This is a genomic window from Pseudaminobacter soli (ex Zhang et al. 2022) (assembly GCF_014595955.1).
GTDB classification, from domain to species: Bacteria; Pseudomonadota; Alphaproteobacteria; order Rhizobiales; family Rhizobiaceae; genus Kumtagia; species Kumtagia pseudosoli.
In genome coordinates, this window is sequence record NZ_JABVCF010000012.1 from 110,333 (window position 1) to 131,338 (window position 21,006).

Annotated in this window: 17 protein-coding genes; 5 read left to right on the forward strand and 12 right to left on the reverse strand. The window is 64.9% G+C overall.

Annotated elements, in window-relative coordinates; genetic code table 11:
* Positions 1 to 5: 5 nt before the first annotated feature.
* From HUI96_RS21230 to HUI96_RS21255, 6 genes are all read right to left on the reverse strand, one after another.
* Complete coding sequence (locus HUI96_RS21230) at positions 6 to 1,001, reverse strand: PhoH family protein (RefSeq protein WP_188256812.1); 996 nt, start codon at positions 999 to 1,001, stop codon at positions 6 to 8.
* Positions 1,002 to 1,062: 61 nt separating this feature from the next.
* Positions 1,063 to 2,442, reverse strand: a complete 1,380-nt coding sequence (miaB, locus tag HUI96_RS21235; protein ID WP_237684278.1) for a tRNA (N6-isopentenyl adenosine(37)-C2)-methylthiotransferase MiaB — start codon at positions 2,440 to 2,442, stop codon at positions 1,063 to 1,065.
* A gap of 195 nt (positions 2,443 to 2,637) precedes the next feature.
* Positions 2,638 to 3,438: a lysophospholipid acyltransferase family protein gene (locus HUI96_RS21240; RefSeq protein ID WP_188256693.1), complete on the reverse strand. Its 801-nt coding sequence runs from the start codon at positions 3,436 to 3,438 to the stop codon at positions 2,638 to 2,640.
* 26 nt (positions 3,439 to 3,464) lie between these two features.
* The gene (gene rimI / locus HUI96_RS21245) at positions 3,465 to 3,956 is read right to left on the reverse strand and encodes a ribosomal protein S18-alanine N-acetyltransferase (protein ID WP_188256694.1); all 492 of its coding nucleotides are present in this window, start codon (positions 3,954 to 3,956) and stop codon (positions 3,465 to 3,467) included.
* A complete protein-coding gene (gene tsaB, locus HUI96_RS21250) occupies positions 3,956 to 4,648 on the reverse strand; it encodes a tRNA (adenosine(37)-N6)-threonylcarbamoyltransferase complex dimerization subunit type 1 TsaB (RefSeq protein WP_188256695.1) in 693 nt (230 codons plus the stop codon). Before tsaB ends, rimI begins: the two co-directional genes overlap by 1 nt.
* 269 nt (positions 4,649 to 4,917) lie before the next feature.
* Positions 4,918 to 7,122: a malate synthase G gene (locus HUI96_RS21255; RefSeq protein ID WP_188256696.1), complete on the reverse strand. Its 2,205-nt coding sequence runs from the start codon at positions 7,120 to 7,122 to the stop codon at positions 4,918 to 4,920.
* A 183-nt stretch (positions 7,123 to 7,305) separates the two neighbouring features.
* Between HUI96_RS21255 and HUI96_RS21260 the strand changes: the two genes are divergently transcribed.
* Positions 7,306 to 7,599, forward strand: coding sequence for a DUF6958 family protein (locus HUI96_RS21260; protein WP_188256697.1), 294 nt, complete (start codon positions 7,306 to 7,308; stop codon positions 7,597 to 7,599).
* A gap of 102 nt (positions 7,600 to 7,701) precedes the next feature.
* Here the strand turns inward: HUI96_RS21260 and HUI96_RS21265 are convergent, their stop codons facing one another.
* From HUI96_RS21265 to speB, 6 genes are all read right to left on the reverse strand, one after another.
* Entirely contained in the window at positions 7,702 to 9,696 is a 1,995-nt protein-coding gene (locus HUI96_RS21265; protein WP_188256698.1) for a hydantoinase/oxoprolinase N-terminal domain-containing protein, read from the reverse strand.
* Positions 9,697 to 10,046: 350 nt separating this feature from the next.
* Complete coding sequence (locus HUI96_RS21270) at positions 10,047 to 10,844, reverse strand: ABC transporter permease (protein WP_188256699.1); 798 nt, start codon at positions 10,842 to 10,844, stop codon at positions 10,047 to 10,049.
* The gene (locus tag HUI96_RS21275) at positions 10,841 to 11,695 is read right to left on the reverse strand and encodes an ABC transporter permease (RefSeq protein WP_188256700.1); all 855 of its coding nucleotides are present in this window, start codon (positions 11,693 to 11,695) and stop codon (positions 10,841 to 10,843) included. The genes HUI96_RS21270 and HUI96_RS21275 overlap by 4 nt, the downstream gene beginning before the upstream one ends.
* Before the next feature lie 58 nt (positions 11,696 to 11,753).
* Positions 11,754 to 12,791 carry an ABC transporter ATP-binding protein gene (locus HUI96_RS21280; protein WP_188256813.1) on the reverse strand — a complete coding sequence of 346 codons (1,038 nt, stop codon included), beginning with the start codon at positions 12,789 to 12,791 and terminating at the stop codon, positions 11,754 to 11,756.
* A 388-nt stretch (positions 12,792 to 13,179) separates the two neighbouring features.
* Positions 13,180 to 14,256, reverse strand: a complete 1,077-nt coding sequence (locus HUI96_RS21285) for an ABC transporter substrate-binding protein (protein WP_188256701.1) — start codon at positions 14,254 to 14,256, stop codon at positions 13,180 to 13,182.
* A 74-nt stretch (positions 14,257 to 14,330) separates the two neighbouring features.
* Positions 14,331 to 15,392 (reverse strand): agmatinase, encoded by a 1,062-nt coding sequence (speB, locus tag HUI96_RS21290; RefSeq protein ID WP_188256702.1) that lies wholly within the window; start codon positions 15,390 to 15,392, stop codon positions 14,331 to 14,333.
* A gap of 183 nt (positions 15,393 to 15,575) precedes the next feature.
* On the opposite strand from speB, the gene gcvA reads away from it, so the two are divergent.
* The 4 genes from gcvA (at position 15,576) to HUI96_RS21310 (ending at position 20,957) form a co-directional block, all read left to right on the forward strand.
* Positions 15,576 to 16,538, forward strand: coding sequence for a transcriptional regulator GcvA (gcvA, locus tag HUI96_RS21295; RefSeq protein ID WP_188256703.1), 963 nt, complete (start codon positions 15,576 to 15,578; stop codon positions 16,536 to 16,538).
* A gap of 241 nt (positions 16,539 to 16,779) precedes the next feature.
* Positions 16,780 to 18,084 (forward strand): nicotinate phosphoribosyltransferase, encoded by a 1,305-nt coding sequence (pncB, locus tag HUI96_RS21300; RefSeq protein ID WP_188256704.1) that lies wholly within the window; start codon positions 16,780 to 16,782, stop codon positions 18,082 to 18,084.
* Positions 18,085 to 18,101: 17 nt separating this feature from the next.
* Positions 18,102 to 19,532: a hypothetical protein gene (locus HUI96_RS21305; RefSeq protein ID WP_337918531.1), complete on the forward strand. Its 1,431-nt coding sequence runs from the start codon at positions 18,102 to 18,104 to the stop codon at positions 19,530 to 19,532.
* Between the two features lie 123 nt (positions 19,533 to 19,655).
* Positions 19,656 to 20,957 (forward strand): ABC transporter substrate-binding protein, encoded by a 1,302-nt coding sequence (locus tag HUI96_RS21310; RefSeq protein ID WP_188256705.1) that lies wholly within the window; start codon positions 19,656 to 19,658, stop codon positions 20,955 to 20,957.
* Positions 20,958 to 21,006 lie beyond the last annotated feature (49 nt).

Here is a 21,006-nt window from a genome sequence, read left to right on the forward strand (position 1 = left end):
GCGTGTCAGTCCTCGTCGACGCCCATTCCGCGCGACAGCTTCGCATCACGATCATAGGCCCGCACGATCTCGGCGACCAGCGGATGACGAACCACGTCGCTGTCGCCGAAACGAACGATCACCGCGCCCGGAATCCCGTCCAGGACGCGAAGCGCCTCGACGAGGCCGGACTTGGTCTGCGGGGGCAGATCGATCTGCGTCGGGTCGCCGGTCACGATCATGCGCGAGTTCTCGCCCAACCGGGTCAGGAACATCTTCATCTGCATCGGAGTGGTGTTCTGCGCCTCGTCGAGGATCACCGCAGAATGCGCCAACGTGCGGCCGCGCATGAAGGCGAGCGGCGCGATCTCGATCACCCCCGCGGTCAGGGCGCGCTCGACCTTGTCGGCCGGCATCATATCATAGAGCGCGTCGTAGAGGGGCCTGAGGTACGGATCGACCTTCTCCTTCATGTCGCCGGGCAGGAAGCCGAGGCGCTCGCCGGCCTCGACTGCCGGGCGCGACAGGATGATGCGCTCCACCATGCCGCGCTCGAGCAGCATCGCGGCATGAGCCACGGCGAGATAGGTCTTGCCGGTGCCGGCCGGGCCGATACCGAAGACGAGCTCGGCCCGCTCCAGCGCCCGCATATATGCGTCCTGGTTGAGCGACCGTGCGTAGATCGTCCGCTTGCGGGTCGCGATCTGGGCGGCCGCCACCCTGCCCTTGCGCTCCAGCGTGGGCAGCGTCAGCTGGTCTTCCGGCGCGGTGGCCATGCGGATCGCTCCGTCGACATCCGACTGGGCGATGTGCGCGCCCTGCTGAAGGATGGCGTAGAGCTGATCCAGCGCTCGGCGTGCCTGCTCGGCGGCTGCGGCATCGCCCTGGATCGAAACCTGATTGCCCTTCGAGCGGATATCGACGCCGAGCTTCTGCTCCAGGCGCGCCAGATTCTCGTCGAACTGACCGTAGAGCGCGCTCGCCAGCTTGTTGTTGTCGAACGTCAGGACGATGTGCGCCATGTCCGACGCCCCGGCGGGCGCCTGCTTCAGATCGGCTTTGGCGACCAAACGTCTCTCCTCTTCAGAGGGTTTCGGCAAAAAGGGTGGAGGCCTCGGTGCGCGTGATGCGCACCGGAATGATGTCGCCGATCTCGCCGGCGCGTTCGTCGATGATCACCGGCTGCAGCCAGGGCGAGCGGCCCGCCTTCTGCCCGGCACGGCGGCCCGGCTTGTCGATCAGCACGTCGAAGCGCATGCCGACGCGGCTCTGCGTGAATGCGTGCTGCTGCTCGGCAAGCAGGGCCTGCAGGCGCTGCAAGCGCTCGTCCTTCAGCGTTTCGGGCACATGGTCCTTCATCTCGGCGCCGGGCGTACCTGGGCGCGGCGAGTACTTGAAGGAAAAAGCCTGGGCGTAGCCGACCTCCCTGACGATGTTCAGCGTGGCCTCGAAATCCTCGTCCGTCTCGCCGGGGAAGCCGACGATGAAATCGCCCGACATGGCGATATCCGGACGGGCGGTCCGGATCCGCTCGATCAGAGCGAGATAGTCGGCCGCCTTGTGACGCCGGTTCATGGCCTTCAGGATGCGATCGGACCCTGCCTGCACGGGCAGATGAAGATAAGGCATCAGCGAGCAAAGATCGCGGTGGGCAGCGATCAGTTCGTCGTCCATATCGCGGGGATGGCTGGTCGTGTAGCGCAGCCGCGCCAGGCCTGGGATATCCGCAAGCCGGAACAGCAGCCGGCCGAGCCCCCAATCCTTGCCGTCCGGGCCTTCCGCTCGCCAGGCATTGACGTTCTGGCCAAGCAGCGTGATCTCGCGCATGCCCGCCGCCACAAGCCGCTCGGCCTCCGCCAGTATCTGCGAAACCGGCCGGGACACTTCGGCGCCGCGGGTATAGGGCACGACGCAGAAGGTGCAGAACTTGTCGCAGCCCTCCTGGACGGAGAGGAAGGCGGTCACCCCACGGCGCGCGATCTCGGCGCTCTTCGGCTGCGGCAGGTGCTCGAACTTGTCCTCGACGGCATAGTCGGTGTCGACCGTCTTCTCGCCAACCCGGGCCTTGCGCAGCGCGTCGGGAAGGCGGTGATAGGTCTGCGGGCCGATGACGAGGTCGACCACGGGCGCGCGACGGATGATCTCGCGACCCTCGGCCTGGGCGACGCAACCGGTCACCCCGATCAGCATCTCCGCGCCGGTACGTTCGCGCTCGCGCTTGATCTCGCGGATACGGCCGAGCTCCGAATAGACCTTCTCCGCCGCCTTCTCGCGGATGTGGCAGGTGTTGAGAAGGACGAGGTCGGCCTCTTCCATCGCCTCGGTCGCCACATATCCATCCGCCGCCAGCGCATCGGTCATGCGCTGGGAGTCGTAGACGTTCATCTGGCAGCCATAGGTCTTGACGAAGACTTTCCGCGACGGGGTCGCGCTTGCATCACCCTCCGAAAACGCTTGGGACATGCTGTCTATTTCGAGATGCTCCATCGTCCGGCTTCTAGACTCTTTCGCGAATAAAGGACAGTGCGCAGTCGCCGCGGTGCCTGATCGCAAGCCGCGTAGATAGGGTAGCTCGATTGGGGCTGCGACCTCCTGTGTCGAGAAAATTACTTCGGCGATCAAGGAACTGTCGCGCTGCCGGCATAGAGCAGGTCGAATTCACATCCTGGGCTCGGGCTTCGAGAGGGCGCCGTGCATCATGGCTCCGACCCTCGCTTCGATCAGTTTCGCGACGTCCTTGCGGCTGCTCTTCGCATCGAAGGGGATCGGCTCGCCGAAATGCACCTCCACGTCGATCGCGCCCTCCTTGAGCACGCCGATGAGATGCGGGATTAGGTCCTGGTCGCCCACCCAGGCGACCACCGGCCGGTGCTGCCGGCCCATCGGCAGGCCCTGGACGCGCGTATAGGCGAGCGCCACCGGCTGGATCCAGACCGTCTCGTGCGCGCCGGCCTTGAGCATCATCGATGCCGCGCCAAACAGCGTCGTCTTGAACGGCAGCAGCATGTTGCCGTTGCCCGTCGTGCCTTCGGCAAACAGCACCATGACGTCGCCGGCATCGAGCCGCTCAGCGATCTCGTTCGCCTGCTCGCCGGACTTGCGCTTGACGTCCCGCTCGATGTGTACGGAGCGCTGCATCTTCGAGAACCAGCCGAAGATCGGCCAGTTCGCCATCTCGGCCTTTGCCACGAAGGATACGTCCGCAGTGGCGGCGAGCACCACGATATCGGACCAGGATACGTGGTTGGAGACCAGCATCAGCGGCCGTCCGGGCACTATCTTGCCGCGAACGTGAATGCGAAAGCCCAGCAACTTCGCCGCGACGGTGTGCCAGAGCCGCAGCAGAGGCCTGCCCCTGCACCATCCCGTATGCACGCATATCAATTGCGGCAGGGCGAACAGCGCGGTCATCAAGGCGACGACCATGACTGCCACAACCACCCTTGCCCTTCCGATCATCGAGACTTTCCCGGCCCCGTCGCGGCCTAGCCGAGGTCGCGGCGCATGACAAGCGCGCCCGCGGGTCCTTCGGAGTTCGCGTAGTAGTTGGGACGGCGGCCCACCTGGATGAAGCCTAGCCTGCGGTAGAGAGCGATGGCGGGCGCGTTGGTCTCGTCGACCTCCAGGAAGAGCGCTGCCGTCCGGCGAGCATGCAGGTCGCGCAGCACCGCATCCATCAGTTGCCAACCGACACCGAGCCTTCTATGAGCCCGGTCGACGGCGATGGTAAGGATTTCGGCCTCGTCCGCCGCCAATCGCGTAAGCACAAAGCCGACCGGCGGCTTGTCGCCGTGCCCGACTTCGCGGGCGGAAAAGCCGAACACGCCGTCCTGCCCGAGCAAGGTGGCGAATTCCTCTTCGCTCCACGGCCGCGAAAAGTCCTCCTGATGGATCTCGGCCATTGACGGCAGGTCGCGCGCATCGAGCGGCAGCAGATAGAACTCGCGCTGCCGCAAGGGGAGGAAGGGAATACGCATCACCCCTCCCGGCGGGGCAGGATGAAGCCGGCTTGCGGCTTCGCGTCAGGCTCGCGCAGATAGAGCGGGCTGGGTTTTTGGCCGATTGAGCCCTTGCCGGCGGCGACCTGCGCATAGAACAGGATGTCCGCCGCGCTCGCATCCAGAACTACAGGCAGGCTTCCGCCAGATGCAGCCGCGATCCGCGTCGCTCCCGTTCCCGCAAGCGCAGCCCCGGCATTGGTCGCCAACTCCACGGCCTCCCCCAGTCCCAAGACGGAGGGAGGATACGCCTCGCCTCCGAGTTCATCGTAAAGCGCGGCCTGCACGGTCGCAGCCGCATCATCAGGCCCAAAGCCCCTCGTCGCAAGCACGCTCCCCGCGCCCTTGGTCGCCCTCGCTTGCGCCGCCAAGGCTTCCAGCACGCTGACGCCGATCGCCGGCATGCCGAGCGCCAGCGAGAAGCCGCGGGCCGCCGCGACTGCAACACGGATACCGGTGAAGGAGCCGGGGCCAATCGAGACGGCAATCGCGTCGAGGTCTGCGTACGCCTTCCCGGCCGCCGAGAGCGCCGCGTCGATCACGCCGATCAGATGCTCGGCATGCCCCTTACCGAGAACGAGCACGGAGCGGCCGAGTTCCTCTTTGCGCCCGCTGTCGTAGACGCACGCGGCGCAGAGTTCGGCCGAACAGTCGATAGCGAGGAGGATCATGGCAGGCGCCGTAGTCTTTGGGCGCGTTCTGTTTCCGTAGGTAGGCCGTACTCGTCAGTACCCCCACCCCTCAAGAGGGAGGGGGACTTGGTCGCCTTCGCCCCTACCGCCAGTCGCAGAGCGTCGTGCACGCGGCCAATGCGCGATAGTCCCCCTCCCCCTTGAGGGGAGAGGTTAGGGGTGGGGGTTGAGGTCTGCGAAGGTGACACGAATATTCCGAGTACGATGCGGCCGCTTCGCCCACCTGTACACCGCCGTCGTCACTCCCCTCAACCGGCGGCGCGCTGTTTCGCCTTCTCCTCCAGCCGACGGGCATGTAGCACCGGCTCCGTGTAGCCGTTCGGCTGGGCACGGCCCCTGAAGACCAGATCGCAAGCCGCCAGGAAGGCGACCGAGTCGTCGTAGTTCGGCGCCATCGGCTCGTAGAGCGGATCGCCGGCGTTCTGGCGGTCGACCACGGCGGCCATGCGCTTCATCGTCTCCATCACCTGCTGCTCGGTGCAGACGCCATGATGCAGCCAGTTGGCAATGTGCTGCGAGGAGATGCGCAGCGTAGCGCGGTCTTCCATCAGGCCGACATCGTGGATGTCAGGCACCTTGGAGCAGCCGACCCCCTGGTCGATCCAGCGCACGACATAGCCGAGGATTCCCTGGGCATTGTTGTCGAGCTCGCGCTGGATCTCCTCCGGCGTCCAGTTGGGACGGGTGGCCACCGGGATCGAAAGGATGTCGTCCAGTTTCGCCCGCGGTCTTGACTTGAGCTGCTGCTGGACGGCCTTCACGTCGACCTTGTGGTAGTGCGTGGCATGCAGCGTCGCGGCGGTCGGAGACGGCACCCAGGCGGTGTTCGCGCCGGCCTTGGGGTGCGCGATCTTCTGCTCCAGCATTTCGGCCATCTTGTCGGGCATGGCCCACATGCCCTTGCCGATCTGCGCACGGCCGGAGAAGCCGCATTCGAGGCCAATGTCGACGTTCTGGTTCTCGTAGGCCCCGATCCAGGCCGACTGCTTCATGTCGCCCTTGCGGATCATTGGGCCGGCTTCCATCGAGGTGCGGATCTCGTCGCCGGTGCGGTCAAGGAAGCCTGTGTTGATGAAGACCACGCGCTCCCTGGCGGCGCGGACGCACTCCTTGAGGTTGACGGTGGTTCGCCGCTCCTCATCCATGATCCCCATCTTGATCGTGTTGGGCGCCAGACCGAGCATCTCCTCCACGCGTGAAAAAATCTCGACGGCGAAGGCGACCTCCTCGGGCCCGTGCATCTTGGGCTTCACGACATAGATCGATCCGGTCCGCGAATTGGCGCGGCGGCCGTTCGGGCCGACGTCTTGCAGGCCGCAGAGAACCGTGACCGCCGCATCCAGCAGGCCCTCAGGCACTTCGTTCCCATCCCGATCCAGGACCGCGGGCGTGGTCATCAGGTGGCCGACATTGCGCACCAGCATCAGCGAGCGCGCCGTCACCGAGACGCTTGAGCCGTCCGGCGCGGTGTAGTCGAGGTCGGGGGTGAGTTTCCGAGTAAAAGTACGGCCGCCCTTCGAGACCTCCTCGGTGAGGTCGCCTTTCATCAGGCCCAGCCAGTTGCGGTAGACCAGCACCTTGTCCTCGGCGTCGACCGCCGCGACAGAGTCCTCGCAGTCCATGATGGTCGTGATCGCCGCCTCGATCCTGACGTCCGAAATGCCGGCGGGATCGGTCTTGCCGATCACCGACGCGCGGTCGAACAGGATTTCGATGCCGAGGCCATGGTTGCGTAGCAGGATTTTTCTCGGCGCGTCAGGCTGCCCAATATAGCCCGCGAATTGTGATCCGTTCGAAAGCGAAAGCGTCTGGAGTGTTTCCTCGCCGTCGCCAATCGTATGGGCACGGTGGAGAACCAGGGCACCATCTTTCACCGACACACTGCCGACATCGCTCCAACTCGCGCCCTCGATCGGCACGGCCGCATCGAGGAACTTCCTGGCCCAGGCGATGACCTTGGCGCCGCGCCCGGGATTGTAGCCGCCTTCGCGCTCGCCCGCCTCAGTCTCCGGAATGGCATCGGTGCCGTAGAGCGCGTCGTAGAGGGATCCCCAGCGCGCATTCGCAGCGTTCAGCGCATAGCGGGCATTGGAGACCGGGACGACGAGCTGCGGCCCGGCGATCTCGGCGATCTCGGGATCGACGTTCTGGGTGGAGATCTCGAAATCGGGTCCCTCGGGAACGAGATAGCCGATCTCCGCGAGGAATGAGCGGTAGGCGGAAAGATCGGCGGGCGCGCCGTTCTCCTCATGCCAGGCGTCGAGCTTGGCCTGCAGGGCATCGCGCTTTGCGAGAAGCGCACGATTGCGTGGGGACAGATCATGGATCAGGGCGGAGAGCCCGCTCCAGAACTGGTTCGCGTCAACCTCGGTACCGGAAAGTGCCTCATCCTCGACGAAGCGCGCCAGTTCCGCGGCCACCTTGAGCCCATTCCTGTCGACGCGGTCTGACATGCCAGTACTCCGTGCTCCTCGCGATTTTGAATGGCCGCGCAATGACACGTACGCAGGGTAGGGTCAATTGCAGGCATTCTGCAAAGCGTTTCACAAAAATGGATCGCGTTCGAAGAATTCTTGCGCCCACTGTCGGATGCCGATCCTCCCGGACGTCATTTTGTCGACAAGAAGGAGAAGGCGATGGCCAAGGAACCAACCATCGAAGTCGAAAACATGATCAGCCCGGGATCGCGCTACCGGGTCAACGCGGCGAAATACGAGGCGATGAAAGACGCGATGCTCGCGATCCTGCCGGATCGCGCGCCCGGACTTTCAGTCAGCGAGATCAAGGCGGCCGCTCTGCCGCTGCTGCCGGACGAACTCTTCCCCGGCGGCGACAAGGCCGGCTGGTGGATCAAATGCGTGCAACTCGACCTGGAAGCGAAGTCGGTGCTGAAGCGGACCTCAAAGCCGGTGCGGCTTTACAGGGCGTAGGGCGATTCATTCCAGCTACAAGCATAGTCCCTCACCGCACCCTCTCTCCGCTCGCGGGGAAAAGGTGCCGGCAGGCGGATGAGGGGCCCCAGCCGCCGCAGCTTAACTCGCGATGCGCGGCCGGCCTGCCGCAACCGCGGTGATTGTCGCCTCGATGAACATCCGCTGACCTTCGATGGTCGAACTCCTGATGTCGCGGGATACGTCGATCTCCGCGGCATCGGCCCCGGCCGCGTTGGCCGCCTCGGCAGCCAGTTCACGGACACGCTTCTCGGCAGCGGCGAGCGCCTCGTCCTCGTCAAGGAAGTCGCGCACCAGGTCGCCGGCCGACAGCCGGAACAGGCCCTCGCGCGGCTGGGAAACCAAGGCCTCGGCCGACACGCGCACCTGGCCCACCACAGCGCCGAGCGCGTTCGCCACATCGGCATCGCCAGGCACGGCGCATTCATTGCCGACCAGCGGCGGCAGTCCGGCATAGTGGAGCGAGGCGGACGCGCCGAGGCCGATCACCGGACGGTCCAGCGCGACACTCAGGCGGGCTATGCCCCCCGTTCCATCGACCGCCCGCTGCACCAGCGCGTGCGCCACCGTCTCTGCGCCGTCGAGGCCGTCCTCGGCGAATGAGGTCTCCAGGATCACCTCGGCGGAAAAGCGCGTCACGGCGCTGAGCACGCGCTCGCACAGCGCTTCCGCCGTCTCGCCGATCGGCTGGCCGCGACCATCGCGTTTGCGAGCAAACAGTTCGGCGCCCATCCGCCCGCATGCACCGTTCCAGTTCGCCTGCCGACCGAGCACATGTGCGGCATCCGACGGCGTGAAGCCGCACACATGGACGAGCCCGCGCGCGACCAGCCGGTTCAGAGTCGCAATCTGCATGTTGGAGGTGACGAGCGTGTCCAACGGCACCGGCGTCGCTGATATCTGATCGTAGAGCTTCTGCTCCGGCGGGGTCAGGCCGGCGGAAAGGCGCTCCGGAACCCCGGTCCGAATGGCGAAGCGGCCGTCGAGGCGGCCCGGGTTGGGTGCGCGGAGCTGCCGCTCCAGATGCTGCGTGACGGTCTCGGCGTGCGACACCCCGACGAGCGAGAGCGGCACCAGCCGCCGCGGCCCGAGCAGGATTTTCGGATCGAGCCCTCCGTCTTCCAGCCGCACCTCGGAATCGCCGCCGAGGCCGAAGGTGCGCATCGCGACCGCTTCCACCATGGTGCGGAAGCCGCCCACCGTCGCACCCTGCGGATCGAGCCTCGGATGGCCGTGGTCGAGCACCGCAACGTCGGTCGTGGTCCCGCCGATATCCGAAACGACGGCGTTGTCGAAGCCGGTCAAGTGCCGAGCCCCGACGAGGCTGGCCGCTGGGCCGGATAGGATGGTCTCGATCGGCCGGTGGCGAGCGAAGTCGGACGACACCAACGCACCGTCGCCGCGGACCACCATGAGCGGCGCGGCGATCCCGCGGCCCTCGAGAAATCCTTCGGTGGCGGATATCAGCCGGTCGATCATCGAGATCAGCCTGGCATTGAGAAGGGTGGTCAGCGCCCTGCGAGGTCCGCCGAGTTGCGCGGAAAGCTCGTGGCTGGTGGTGACCGGCAGGCCTGTGCGCTCCCGGATGAGATCGCGAGCCTGGATTTCGTGCGAAGGATTGCGGGTGGAGAAATAGGCGCAGACGGCAAAACCGGAGACGGAACCGCCGAGCGTCGGCAATGCCTCTTCGAGCGCGGCGAGGTCCAGCGGCCGGGCATTGCCATGGACGTCATGGCCGCCTTCGCAGAACACCACCGGATCGCCGCCAAGCGCCTTGTCCAGTCCGTCACGCTCAAGATCGGCGGGAGTGAAACCGATCATGATGAGGGCGACGCGCCCGCCCTGCCCTTCGACCAGCGCATTGGTGGCGAGGGTCGTCGACATCGAAACGAGCTTTACGGAACCGGGAGCCGCGCCGGAATCCTTCAGCACGGCGTCGGCCGCCCCCGAGATGCCGACGGCAAGATCGTGCCGGGTCGTCAGCGACTTGGCCTTGGCGACGACGCCGGTCGCCTCCGACCAGAGAACCGCGTCGGTATAGGTGCCGCCGGTGTCTATCCCTAAGAAAAGGCTCATTGCGATATCATCTCCTCCTGCTCCAGGGTCAGCGGCTTAATGCCTGCCGGCACTGGCTCAGGCTTTTCCTGCGTGATCGGAGCAGGCTGCTGGGTAGAAGTTCTTTGCGGAAGAGAACTCGTCGAAGGGCCGGCACATGCCGCGAGGGCCGCGCATGTCATGACCGGGAGAAGGCGGATGGCACGGGAGATCGAAGTCATTCAGGGAAGCTGTGGAGCCGGTCGGGAGCCGAAGTGTTCGTTATGCCAGGAAGGCCTTGGGACTCTGGACCGCGCTTAGCCTGAATCCCGGCACTTAGCCAGCCCGCCGCCGGGCTGGCCTATCGTCCATGGAAGCGATGGCCCTGCACCTCAATTCGAGCTCATGGCGCCAAGCAGCTTGCGCAGGTCCCCGAAGATCGCGATCAGGCCGAAGACGATCGCCGCCACAAAGACGAAGAACACCGACACCGCCGCCATGGTCGGCGTATAGCCGTAGCGGAGCGCGTTGAAGATTTTTATGGGCAAGGTCTCCAGCGTGAAGCCGACCGTCATATAGGCCACGATGTACTCGTTGAGCGACAGCACGAAGGCGAAGGCGTAGCCCGAGACCAGGTAGGGAACGATGAGCGGCAGAACGACGGTGCGCATGATCGTGCGGTCGTCGGCACCCATGGTCGAGGCCGCCTCGGTCAGGGAGCGATCGATCGAGGCGAAACCCAGCGACAGTGTGACCAGTGGCAGGGTGACGAAGAAGATGCCGTGGCTGATGGCGGCGGTCCAGGGCTGGCCGTAGAGGCCGCTGGAGGCCCAGAAGGTGAGCATCCCCAGCGCCGTGATCACCGGCGGCAGGATGAAGGGGGCGATGCCGAGAAGCTGGAAAATGTTCGCCCAGGGCGCGATGCGCCGCCACAGGAACCAGGCGAGCGGCAGCGCGATCGAGACGGCGATGGCTGCCGAACTCAGCGCCAGCAGGACCGAGGCGATCAGCGCGCGACGCCACTCCGGGTCGAAGAAGATCTGGGCGTACCAGGAGAGCGAGAAGCCGACCGGAGGAAAGGCGAGGTCCTGCTTCTCGTTGACCGACACGCCCAGCACGACGATCAGCGGCATGGCCAGGAACAGGCCTACGGCCGCAAGGTAGAGCCTACTTAGGATCTTGCCGCTCATGCCGCGCTCTCCCTCCGTCCGACCAGAAGCGTAAGGCCGACCAGCGCCAGCGAGATCAGCACCAGGAACACCGCCATCGCAGCGGCGAAGGGCATGTTGGACTGATAGATCGCCTGATCGGTGATCAGCACCGACAGCGTCCAATGCTGCGGTCGGCCGAGGATCTGCGGCAACAGGTAGGAGCCCAGCGCGAAGACGAAGACCATGATGATGGTCGCCACCAGCGTGTTCCGTAGCGCCGGAACCACCACGTTGAAGAAGGCGCGTCCGGGCGAGGCGCCGAGCGTGCGCGCCGCTTCGACCAGGGTCGGATCGAGCCGCACCAGGGCGGGGTAGAGCACGAGGATGGAATAGGGCAGCGCCTGATAGACCATTCCCGTCAGCACCGCACCGAAGCTCGGCAGAAGGGCAACGGGCTGATCTATGAGCCCCAGCCAGACAAGGAGGTTGGAGATGCCGGCGGTTCGGGACAGGAGCGTCGACCAGGAGAAGCCGATGATGACTTCCGACAGCGACAGGACCGACAGGAGCGCCACCAGCCAGACGGTCTGGATCGCTCTCGACTGGCGGACGAGCAGATAGGTGAACGGAAAGGCGATGGTGACGCAGCAGAGGGCCACGAGCACCGACAGGAGCAGTGAGAAGCCCAGCACCTGCCCGAAGAACAGCGACAGGAAGCGGGCATAGTTATCGAAAACGAAGGCGGTCTTGTAGAAGCCGGCCGGATCGCGCTGGAAGAAGCTGACCGCGATCATCGTCGAGAAGGGCACGACGAAGAAGATGATCAGCATCAAGCCGGGATAGACCAGCGGCGCATAATCGGTGAGCGAGCGGGTGTGTTCGCGTTTCATCGGGCAGGCTCCGTGGCCGGAGTTCGCCCGAATAGCACCCCTATGAAACCTGTTACGCTCATGCCTTCACCACCACGCAGGCTTCCGGCGGCAGCGTGATGCCCACCGCATTGCCCTCGGCGAACTCGCCGCGGTCGCGCGGGGTGGTGACGGCGACGATCTTCGTCCCAGAGGCCTCCACGAAGGTCTCGATGGTGCCGCCGAGATCGCGCACGAAGGTGACCGTCCCCGGGATCGTGCCCGGCTGCGGCGGACCAAGCTGCACGTCCTCGGGCCGGATCGAGACAAAGGCTTTCGACGCCCCCTCTGGCAGAGTGAGGCCGGGGATCGCGGTGCCGAGCACCGCCGCCCGGCCGGCCGAATCCCTTTCGACCGGAAGCAGGTTGGTCGAGCCGATGAAGTCTGCAACGAAGGCGTCCGCCGGCTTGCGATAGATGTCGACCGGTGCAGCCGCCTGACGAATGCGACCGCGATCCATGACCACGACGAGGTCCGCCATGGTCATGGCCTCCCGCTGATCGTGCGTCACCACGATCGTGGTGATACCGAGCCGCTGCTGCAGCTGTCTCAACTCAACCTGCATCGACTCGCGCAATTTTGCATCAAGCGCCGACATGGGCTCGTCGAGCAGGAAGAGTTTTGGCGACAGAGCCAGGGCGCGTGCGATGGCGACCCGTTGGCGTTGGCCGCCAGAGAGTTTCGATACGGCTCGGTCGGCGAAGCCGGGCAGATGTACCAGCTTCAGCAACTCTTCCGCCCGGCTCTTCTGCTCCTGCCTGGAGGCCCCGCGGATACGCAGCGCATAGGAGACGTTGTCGCCGACGGACAGGTGTGGGAACAGCGCGAGCGACTGGAAGACCATGCCGAAGTTGCGCTTGTGGGTCGGGACCGAGGTTATGTCGTCACCGTCGAGCATTACTGCCCCGGCGGTCGGCTCCTCCAGGCCCGCGATCATCCTGAGCAGTGTGGTCTTGCCGCAGCCCGATGGGCCGAGCAGGCAGACGAAGGTGCCGTGCGGAACCGACAGGCTTACCTCGTCGACGGCTTTGAAATCGGCGAACTGCTTGGTGACGCCTTGGATTGATAATCCGGACATGTAGAGGTCCCGGTGTTCGAGGCTGGACACTGCGGCTGGATGCTGATGCATGAACTTCATGCCGCTGGTCAGCAACTGAAAACTACGATTGATTGGCGGGTGAGAGGAATTCGGGAGCGGAAGCAGCGGCGCCGAGCCAGCCGGCGCATCGGGGAGGATGGGCCACCCCGACCGCGGCGACGGCCTCGCCCTCGAACTGGAGGGACGCCATGTGGTTCTGGCCATATAGCGTCACCCTGGAACTGAAAAGGACCCGGACTGGCTGGCAAGTCGTGTTCCGGGTCCAATTCAGGATCTAGGAAAGGGGGCCGGGCGAAAGCCTGGCTCCCACTCCAGCTTCCAAAATAACGCCAAACCGGTGGGCGGACAAGGCTCCCTCGCCTGAGCCTCAGCCTACGATCATCTCCGTCCACTTCTGGTTCAGCCAGTCGGCCTTGGTCGCGTGCAGGTCGTAGCGAGGAATGATCGGCTCGATCTCGGTCGAAACCGCGGCGAACTCCTCTGGCGTCAGATCGAGCACCTCGCGCTTCAGCGTCGGCGCGGTTCCCACCTTGCGCGACATCAGGCCCTGGATCGAGGGCTGGCTCATGTAGTCGATGAAGACCAGCGCCTCGTCCATCTTCTTCGAAGCCCTGGACACCGCCCAGCAGCCCGAATCCTGGATGCCGCCCTCCTTCGGGAAGGTCGAACGCACGGGGTGACCTTCGGACGCGGCCAGCCCGGTGACGTCGTGGTAGTACTGGCCCATCGGGATCTCGCCCGACTTCAGAGCCTGCTCGAATTGAGCCTCGTCGCGATACCAGAGCCGGACGTTCGGCTTGACCTCGGCGAGCTTCTCGAAAGCCTTGAGCTGGCCTTCCTCGGTATCCAGCGCATTCGTGCCGCCGAAGAAGGTCTTCGCCGTCACTTCCAGCAGAAAGGAGTTGGAGACGAGCGCGAGCAGGCCGAGCTTGTCCTTGTTGGCCGCATCCCACAGCGCCTCCCACGATTCCGGCGCCTGCGGATAGACGTCGGTGTTGGTGACGAGTGTGATGTACCAGGCCACCGCGCCGATGCCGGCGATGCGCCCATCCTGATACTTGGACACGAACTGCGGCAGCAGGTCGCCAAAATGTTTGATGCGCGTCTCATCGATCGGCGCCCAGAGCTCGGTGGACTGGCCCTTGAGCATCGGCACCTGCGCCATCATCGACACGTCGGCGGGGGCCTGTCCTGCCCGGGCGGCCTGCTCGAGTTGCACCAGCCATGCCTCGCCGGTCGGCTCTGCAACGGACTCCACGGCGATGCCTGTCGCCTTGGTGAAGTCCGGGAAGATGTGCTCGTCGAAGGACTTCTTGAAGTAGCCGCCATAGACGCCGACCTTCAGCGACTTGTCCTGCGCTCTCAGCACCGATGGCATGGCGAGTGCGCCGGCGCCGACGACGGCACCAGCCAGCACCGTGCGGCGGCTGATCTTGGTGTTCATGTCCTTCTCCTCTTCTAAGGCCGCTCCGGCCTATGTTCTCAAGCGGTTTTCGAACCCCTCGTACCGCGTTCTTCTCAGTCCCCCTTGCCGCCGATCGACGGGCTGAACACCATCAGCGACAGGATCTCGAACAGAACCTGCGCGCCGGCGTGCGCCGTGTTGGTCGTGGCATCATACTGGGGCGCGACCTCGACGACGTCGCCGCCGACCAGGTTGACGCCCTTAAGCCCGCGCAGCAATTCCAGCACCTCGCGCGTGGTCAGCCCGCCCACTTCGGGGGTGCCTGTCCCGGGGGCGAAGGCCGGGTCGAGGCTATCGATATCAAAGGAGAGATAGGTCGGCCCGTCACCGACGATCCGCTTGGCCTTCTCGATGATTGCCGGGATTCCCATGCCGGAAATCTCCTCGGCATGGATGACCGTCATGCCGGATTCATAGGAGAATTCCCACAGGTATTCCGAGGAGCCACGGATGCCGATCTGGATCGTGCGGGCCGGATCGAGTGCGCCGTCAAGCACGGCGTTGCGGAACGGGCCGCCATGGTGAAACTTGGTGCCGTCGAAGGCGCCGCCGGTGTCGCAATGGGCGTCGATGTGGATCATGCCGACGGGACGGTCGCGCCCGACCGCCTTCAGGATCGGATGGGTGATCGAGTGATCGCCGCCCACCGAGAGCGGCGCGACGCCGGCAGCCACGATCTGGCTGATGCGCTTCTCGATGTCCTCATGGCTCATCTCGAGCCGGTAGCGGCTGCGGAACGGCACGTCGCCGATATCGGCAACGCGCAGGTCGTGCACGGGGGCGCAGTCCAGCACATGGTTGTAGGGGCCGATGCGCTCGATCGTCCTCAGAGCCCGCGGCCCGAAGCGGGAGCCGTTGCGGTTGGTGACGCCGAGATCCATGGGCACGCCGACGATCGCGACCTGCAGATCGCTGAGGTCCTGCGCTTCGGCATCAACCGGCCTGTAAGGGGCGGAAAGGAATGTCGGCACACCGGAATAGGGCGCGAGCCGGGTGCCGCCCTTGGTGAAGATGCGATCGGCGACCTTGCGGAAGCGCGGATCGAACATTTCGCCGCCGTGACTCTCGCCATATTTGCTGCGGAGTTCCTCGAGCTTGCTCGGATCGATCGCCATCGCTTTTCCTCCTGAATTCTTCCCGCAGCTATGCGCCAAAAATGCGGGCTGATCCGATAAACCTCAGGGATTATCGCAGCCCCAGCTACTTGGCGGAAATTGGGCCAAAACGGTTGAGGGATCAATTGACATTGCTATAGCCTGTTCTGTGAGAAAATCTCACAGGCTGAACTCCAAAATCCCATGACCCGCCGGCTGCCTCCTCTCAATCCACTGCGCGCCTTCGAAGCGACCGCCCGCTACGGCTCGCTGACGCGCGCGGCGGCCGAGCTCAACGTGACGCACGGCGCGGTAAGCCACCAGATCAAGGCGCTGGAAACCTCGCTCAAGGCGAAACTGTTCGAACGAACCGGCCAGCGGTTGAAGCTCACGCCACAGGGCGCCGACCTGCTGCCGGCGGTTGCCGGCGCCTTCGAGAGCATCGCGGCGGCCACCGCGCGGATGACCCGGCCGACCGGCTCCGGATCGCTGGTGGTGAGTTGCGTGCCGGCGCTGCTGTCGCTCTGGGTCCTGCCGCGGCTCGGCTCGTTTGCGGCGCGCTATCCGAACATCCGGCTGAGGATGGTACCATCCAATGCGCCGGAGGACCTGCTGTCCCAGGAGATCGACATCTGCGTCCATTATGGCGCCCGCCAGTGGGGTGATTGCTGGTTCCGCAAATGGTCGGACCTGGAACTCTTTCCGGTGGTGAGCCCGACTTTGATGAACAACCGGCCGATCCGGAACATACGGGACCTTGCCGACCACCTCGTCCTTCACGGCGATGACGGTCGTGAATGGCAGACCTGGCTGGCGGCAGCCGACGCGCTCGACCTACCACGCGACCAGCAACTTCACCTCAGCGATGCGCGTCTTTCAACCGAGGCGGCGCTGCACGGGCTCGGCGTGGCGCTCGGAGACAGCGTGACGGCGAGCGACCTGCTTGCGCGCGGCCAGTTGGTGACGCCCTTCAACATCCGCGTTCCCGCGGTCGACTCCTTCTACGTGGCATGCCGCAACGGGGTGCGTTCGGCGCCTGTGGCGCAGGCCTTCATCGACTGGCTCTTCGCCGAACGCGATGCAGCTACCCGGAACGAGGCGGGACTGGGCGGACAGATCGGAATCCGGAAGAAGCGTGGACGCCAAGCAGCGGCCTTGTCACCCTGACCCGAGACTTTCAGCCCCGCCCAGTTGTTGTTCTTGATGTAGCAAGGTCCCCTCGTCGGAGAACCGAAGCGTCTGTCCGCAAGAACTGCCGAAGAGGAGGTACTGCAAAACTGCCGTGGCCCGCGCCGCAGGCCGTACTTTTTGTCGGTCCAGGGGCCGAAAATAACGCAACATTCGGATTCGATGCTATACGCGGGTACCGGAGCCCGACACATGGCGGGAGTTTGCATTCGAGGGGCCGATGGCCACGACCGACATAGCGCGACGCGTCTACGACCACACCTGGAAGCTCGATCCGATCATCCGCAGCCTGCTGGACACGGATTTCTACAAGCTTCTGATGCTGCAGATGATCTGGGGCATGTACCCGAACGTCGATGCGACCTTTTCGCTGATCAACCGCACCACGAAGGTCCGCCTTGCCGAGGAGATCGACGAAGGGGCCCTGCGGGAGCAACTCGACCATGCGCGGACGCTCCGTTTCACCAAGAAGGAGATGATCTGGCTGGCCGGCAACACTTTCTATGGCCGCAAGCAGATTTTTGAGCCGGAGTTCCTGGCGTGGCTGGAGAACTTCCGACTTCCTGAATACAACCTCGAAAAGCGCGACGGCCAATACATCCTCGAATTCTCGGGACCGTGGATGTACACCACCATGTGGGAAATCCCGGCTCTGGCGATCATCAACGAACTGCGTTCGCGCGCCGCAATGCGCGGTTTCGGACCCTTCGCGCTGGACGTGCTCTATGCCCGCGCCAAGGCCAAGCTGTGGGCCAAGACCGAGCGACTGCGCAAGCTGCCAGACCTGAAGATTTCCGACTTCGGCACGCGGCGCCGCCACAGCTTTCTCTGGCAGCGCTGGTGCGTGGAAGCGCTGAAGGAGGGCATCGGCCCGGCCTTCACCGGCACCTCCAACGTGCTGCTTGCCATGGACTCGGACCTTGAAGCGCTCGGCACCAATGCGCACGAGCTCCCCATGGTATTCGCAGCGCTCACCGACAGCGACGAGGAACTGCGCCGCTCGCCTTACCGGGTGCTTCTCGACTGGCAGCGCTACTATGGCGGCAACCTTCTGATCGTACTGCCCGATACGTTCGGCACGGCCGCCTTTCTGCGCGACGCTCCGGACTGGGTAGCGGAATGGACGGGTTTTCGCCCCGACAGCGCGCCGGAAATCGAGGGCGGCGAGCAGATCCTGACATGGTGGCGCTCGAAGGGGATCGATCCGCGCGACAAGCTGCTGATCTTCTCCGACGGGCTCGACGCGGAGGCCATCGAGACGACCTACCGTCACTTCGAAGGTAAGGTGCGGATGTCCTTCGGCTGGGGGACCAATCTCACCAACGATTTCGAGGGCTGCGCGCCGACCGAGACGGACAGCCTCAATCCGATCTCGCTGGTGTGCAAGGTGTCCTCTGCCAACGGCCGCCCGGCCGTGAAGCTTGCGGACAATCCCCGCAAGGCGACGGGCGACCCCGAGGAGATCGCGCGCTACCTGCGCGTGTTCGGCGAGAAGGGGCGGGTCGAGCAGGCGGTAAAGGTGTGAGGCGCGGGCGGCTGGGGGTGCTGCAACGAGCATGCTCCACTTCGCGTCATGTACTTGCCGACGCACCGTCCACCCTCTTCGCCGCCCTCCTCTTCCCCACCCAGGCCCTCGCCCATGCCTCGGACCGCGGGCACATCCTCCTGCTGCCGACAGGTCACTATCTCGTGGGCGGGGCCGCAGCCGTCGCAATCAGCTTCCTGGCATTGGCAGTCCTCCCACGACGAGCATTGGGCCCGCTCGCGGCCCGGCGGCTCCCGCTGGTCATGCTGCCCTCGTCCCTACCCTTCTGGACCAACCTGGCAAGCTTCGCCTTCCTGTGCGTCCTGATCGCGGCCGGCATCTTCGGCAGCCGCGATCCGCTCTCTAACCCGCTGCCGCTCGCGATCTGGACCATGCTCTGGGTCGGCCTCACCCTGATCGTCGGCGTCTTCGGCAATTTTTGGAGCTGGATCGACCCATGGTACGCGCCGGTGCGGATGGCCCGCCGCCTCTTCTCCAAGCCACACCTCGCCTATCCGAAAGCGCTCGGCTACTGGCCGGCAGTCGTGCTGTTCGCCGGCTTTGCCTGGTTCGAGTTGATCGACATCGCGCCGGACGACCCGTACCGGCTTGCCATTGCCGTCGCCTCATACTGGCTGCTCACCTTCGGCTGCATGCTTGCATTCGGATACGAGCCATGGAGCCGGCAGGCCGAGTTCCTCTCCGTCTTCTTCCGCATGATTTCGCGCCTCGGCATCATCGAGACGGCACGTGACGCAAGCGGCAGGCTCCGGCTCGCACTGTGCGCGCCGGCGGCAAAGCTGTGGCGCGAGGAACCGCTTCCCCTCTCTGGTGCGGTCTTCCTGCTTGCGGCGCTCGGTTCGGTTTCCTTCGACGGCTTCTCGAAGACTTTTGCTTGGCTGGGGCTGATCGGTGTCAACCCGCTGGAGTATCCAGGCCGTTCGGCCGTTCAGGGCGCGAACACCGTCGGTCTATTGCTCTTCTGCGCCGGGCTCATCGCCCTCTTCCTTGCCGCCGTCTCCCTGGGCGCCCGTGTTGGCAAGCAGTTCGACCGGCGCGTCGCGGCCGGGCGGCTGGTATGGTCGATCGTGCCGATCGCGCTCGCCTACCACTTCTCCCACTATCTCACGGCCTTCCTCGTCAACGCCCAGTACTTCGTGGTCGCGTTGTCCGATCCCTTCGGGCTCGGCTGGGACCTGTTCGGCACGGCGCACATGCTGGTGAGCGCGGGCATCACCATGGGGTCGGAATCGGCCTGGGTGATCTGGAATCTGCAGGCCTTCGCCATCATCGCCGGCCACGTGCTGGCGCTCGTGATCGCGCATGCCCTGGCAGCCGAGCCTGATGCTCCTCCCCGGACGGTCTGGGCAGAGCTTCCCCTCACCCTGCTGATGATCGGCTACACGGTCTTCGGCCTCTGGCTGTTGTCGACGCCGACGGCGGGATAGCGCTGTCCTAGGGGAAAGTAGCGCTCTTGCGACCCCCAACCTTTGGTGATTTAGTCCGCACAAGATCAGGCCTGGACAGGGGAATTTGCCTTGGTCCGGAGGCCAACCAGGAGGGGAACCGACATGACCACTACCAAGGCTGGCGGCTCGGATGCCACCAAAATCAGCCGCCGCAGCACGCTTAAGGGCCTGGCGACAACGGCGGGACTCGCCGCCGCTCCCGGCTTCGTCCGCTATGCCCAGGCGCAGAGCTCGACGCCGATCAAGATCGGCTTCCAGTCGCACCGCACCGGCATTGGCGCCGCCTATGGCCGCTGGTACGAGCGGACCACAGCCGCAGCCGTAAAGCTGATTAACGAGGCGGGCGGCATCAACGGCCGGCCGGTCGAGGTCATAATCGAGGACGACGGCACCGATCCTGGTCGCGGAGCGGAGGTCGTCGGCAAGTTCGCCACCCAGCACAAGGTGGACGTCGCCTACGGCACGCTGTTCTCGCATGTGGTGATCGGCTCGGCACCGGCAGCCGGCGAAGCCAAGCTGCCCTACTTCGTCGTGAGCGAAGGCCATCACGTCGCCTCGACAAAACTCAACCGCTATGTGTTCCAGCCCGGCATCACCGACGTGAGGAGCCAAATCCAGTCGGTCGCGCCGTGGATCGCCGGCAATGTCGGCAAGAAGGTCACGCAGATCTTCCCGGATTTCGCCTTCGGCTACGACCACCGCGACTACCTGCCGCCGGCGCTCAAGGCGCAGGGCGCAGAGGTGATCGCGCAGATCGCGATTCCGCCGACGGAGAGCTCGTTCACCCGCTACTTCCCGCAGATCCCGCCAGAGACCGAGGTGCTCTACCACGTCATGGTCGGCCCGGCGGTGCTCACCTTCGTCAAGGAGCTTGGCGAGTTCTACGGCTCCAACCGGCCGCAACTCTTCGGTTTCATCGACAGCCTGGAGGCAGTCGACATCAACAGCCCTGGCCTCGAGTTCCTGGATGGCAGCCATTTCTGGGAAGGCTCGCCACGCTACGCCCAGCCCAACGACTCGGATGCCCAGAAAGCCTATCGCGCGGCCGTCGGCATCGACGAGAACGGAGCTGCCGCCGGCGATCCGAAGGACGTGTCGACGGCGGCGCACATGTTCGGCTGCTGGGAGACGCTCTACGTCATCAAGAAGGCGATGGAGGATTCTGGCTACCGCGGGCCAGAGGACCGCGCCAAGCTTGTCGAGGCCACCGAAGCCCTGACGGAGTTCGCCGAAGGGCCGGAGCACCCGCAAGGCCCAAAAACCTTCAACGGCAAGATCCACCAGTGTTTCGGCATCCAGAACATTTCCAAGGTCGAGGGCGGGCGGCTCAACGTCGTGCACAAGACCAGGATCGAGGACGGGCTCTACGAGCCGGAAGGCGACTACACCACCATGCCGCTTTGAGGTCGCCGCGCAGGCAACTGGCGGGAGAGGTACTGACGCGGTATATACG